General features: G+C 49.4%; 1 rRNA gene (only partly in view). It reads right to left on the bottom strand.

The features are described from left to right. Window positions 1-218 precede the first annotated feature (218 nt). Window positions 219-2,215, bottom strand: a 23S ribosomal RNA gene (locus DSL64_RS28730); it runs 825 nt beyond the window's last position.

Below are 2,215 nucleotides of genomic sequence, written 5' to 3'. Positions count from 1 at the left end.
CCGGACCAATAGTCACCAACAAGATCTTTGAGTTAAGAATGATGAGTTAATAATGAAGAGTACTAGTCTTCGATTTACCATCATATCTTTTTGATTTAAAGAATTAAGTAATTTTAAAACGCAGAGCCAATAACTCTTCATTCTTCATTGATAATTCTTCATTTCAAAATTTCATGTCATATTGGAAGTAGAATAGAAATAATCATTGATTAATTTATAATATGTAAGCTATTGGGTAATTAGTACTGCTCAGCTAAATATATTTCTATACATACACCTGCAGCCTATCAACGTCGTAGTCTACAACAACCCTTATGTGGAAGATTCATCTTCAGGCTAGTTTCGCACTTAGATGCTTTCAGCGCTTATCTATTCCCCACATAGCTACTCGGCCATGCTACTGGCGTAACAACCGATTCACCAGCGGTGGGTCCACCTCGGTCCTCTCGTACTAAAGGCAGCCCCCGTCAATCTTCCTACGCCCACCACAGATAGGGACCGAACTGTCTCACGACGTTCTGAACCCAGCTCGCGTGCCACTTTAATCGGCGAACAGCCGAACCCTTGGGACCTTCTCCAGCCCCAGGATGTGACGAGCCGACATCGAGGTGCCAAACCTCCCCGTCGATGTGAGCTCTTGGGGGAGATCAGCCTGTTATCCCCGGCGTACCTTTTATCCTTTGAGCGATGGCCCTTCCATACAGAACCACCGGATCACTATACCCTGGTTTCCCACCTGCTCGACCCGTCGGTCTCGCAGTCAAGCCTGCTTGTACTATTGCACTCCACACACGGTTACCAAGCGTGTTGAGCAGACCTTTGGAAGCCTCCGTTACACTTTTGGAGGCGACCACCCCAGTCAAACTACCCACCATGCACGGTCCTGCTCTTCTGAGCAGTTAGATCCCAGGCCAGCGAAGGGTGGTATTTCAACGTTGGCTCCACGATGCCTGGCGACACCGGCTCATAGCCTCCCACCTATCCTACACATCCCTGACCCGAAAACAATGCAAAGCTATAGTAAAGGTGCACGGGGTCTTTCCGTCCCGTGGCGGGTAAGCGGCATCTTCACCGCTACTACAATTTCACCGAGCTCACGGCCGAGACAGTGCCCAGATCGTTACACCATTCGTGCAGGTCGGAACTTACCCGACAAGGAATTTCGCTACCTTAGGACCGTTATAGTTACGGCCGCCGTTTACTGGGGCTTCGATTCAATGCTTCTCTTGCGATGACATCCCCTCTTAACCTTCCAGCACCGGGCAGGTGTCAGGCCCTATACGTCAACTTGCGTTTTGGCAGAGCCCTGTGTTTTTGCTAAACAGTCGCCTGGGCCATTTCTCTGCGGCCTCTCTTGCGAGGAGGCTCCCCTTCTCCCGAAGTTACAGGGTTAATTTGCCGAGTTCCTTAGCCGTGATTCACTCGAGCACCTTAGAATATTCTTCTCGACTACCTGTGTCGGTTTACGGTACGAGTTGCAGTCAGCTGACGTTTCAGAAACTTTTCTTGGAAGCGTTTTCGTATGTTCGCTTCTCCCGTAGGATCTGCTCAACGCACTATTCCGTCAGTACGTACATACCACAATACTCCGTCATTTCTTCACACTAACCGCAAGGGCAGGAATATTAACCTGCTGTCCATCGATATTCGCCCTTCGGCTATACCTTAGGCCCCGCCTAACCCTCCGTTGATTAGCATAGCGGAGGAATCCTTAGTCTTTCGGTGTGCGGATTTCTCATCCGCATTATCGTTACTTATGCCTACATTTGCTTTTCTCACCAGTCCAGCACAGCTTACGCCATACCTTCACCCCTGTGAGAATGCTCCCCTACCGATCGTAATAAATTACTATCGCATAGCTTCGGTAATATGCTTGATGCCCGTTTATTATCGATGCCCGCCCCGCTCGACCAGTGAGCTGTTACGCACTCTTTAAATGTATAGCTGCTTCCAAGCTAACATCCTGGCTGTCTCTGCAGTCGGACCCCCTTAGTTCAACTTAGCATATATTTTGGGACCTTAGCTGATGCTCTGGGTTGTTCCCCTCTCGGACTGGGACCTTAGCACCCCAGCCCTCACTGCCGTGTATATCATGCCCCATTCGGAGTTTGTCAGAGTTTGGTAGGATTTGACTCCCCCTAGCCCTATCAGTAGCTCTACCTGAACATGACTCAACCACGACGCTGTTCCTAAAAACATTTCGGGGAGTACGAGC

The sequence above is a fragment of the Dyadobacter luteus genome (assembly GCF_003383615.1).
GTDB lineage: Bacteria > Bacteroidota > Bacteroidia > Cytophagales > Spirosomataceae > Dyadobacter > Dyadobacter luteus.
Note: the sequence above shows the minus strand (reverse complement) of the source record. Positions and strands in the feature narration are given on the sequence as shown.